The 1180-nt window shown below is 66.8% G+C and carries 1 protein-coding gene; it reads left to right on the forward strand.

What is annotated here, in order from left to right; translation table 11 throughout:
• Positions 1–24: 24 nt before the first annotated feature.
• The coding region (locus IEY68_RS35845) for an IS110 family RNA-guided transposase (protein ID WP_189094732.1) at positions 25–1180 on the forward strand (1156 nt) is incomplete at its 3' end.

Genomic DNA, 1180 nt, shown 5'->3' on the forward strand with positions numbered 1-1180 from the left:
GCTGTAACGAGCGAGGAGTGCGGAGTGACCCCACCACGGGCCCGAGCGTGGGCTGGTGTCGATGCTGGTAAAGGCCACCATTGGGCAGCGGTCGTCGATGACACCGGAGCCACCTTGTGGTCGAAGAAGGTCGACAACGACGAGACCGCGATCCTGACCGCGTTGGGTGAGATCTTCGCCCTGGCAGAGGAGGTGTCCTTCGCTGTCGATATCTCCGGCACCGCGTCGGCGCTGTTGCTGGCCTTGCTCGCCGCGCACGGCATTTCCGCGGTCTATGTGCCCGGCCGCACCGTCAACCGCATGTCGGGAGCCTACCGAGGTGAAGGCAAAACCGACGCCAAGGATGCTTATGTCATTGCTGAAACATCCAGGCACAGAAACGATTTCGCGACGATCGACGTGCCCGCACAGTTGGCTGCCGACCTCGCGTTGCTGACCGCGCACCGCAGCGACCTCGTCGCGGACCGGGTCCGCATGATCAACCGGCTGCGTGATGTGCTGACCGGGGTGTTCCCCGCGCTGGAACGCGCTTTCGACTACAGCGCCCACAAGGGAGCGTTGGTGCTGTTGACCGGGTATCAAACCCCGGCCGCGATCCGCCGCCGTGGGCACACCCGGTTGACGGCGTGGCTGGCCAACCGGCACGTCCGGTCGGCCGAGACGGTCGCGGCCACCGCGATCGCCGCCGCGGCCGCCCAGCAGACCACCTTGCCCGGTGAGGTCGTGGCTGCCCAGATCGTGGCCGAGCTCGCGCGGGCGATCCTGGATCTCGACGACCGGATCAAACGCCTCGAGACTCAGATCCGTGACACCTTCCGTGCTCACCCGCAAGCCGAGGTCATCGAGTCCTTGCCCGGGATGGGTCCGATCCTGGGAGCGGAGCTGGTAGTCGCCGCCGGTGATCTGGGGTCCTACGCCGATGCCGGGCATCTGGCCTCGGCGGCAGGATTGGTACCGGTCCCACGGGATTCGGGTCGCCGGACCGGTAACCTGCATCGGCCGAAACGCTATAGCCGGCGGTTGCGTCGAGTGTTCTACCTGTCGGCGCAGACCAGCGTCATCCGTGACGGGCCGAACCGGGACTTCTACCTGAAGAAGCGGAGCGAGGGCGGCAAGCACGTGCAGGCGGTGATCGCGTTGGCTCGGCGACGGGTCTCGGTGTTGTGGGCCCTGCTGCGCG

Source organism: Nocardia jinanensis, from assembly GCF_014645735.1.
Classification (GTDB): Bacteria; Actinomycetota; Actinomycetes; order Mycobacteriales; family Mycobacteriaceae; genus Nocardia; species Nocardia jinanensis.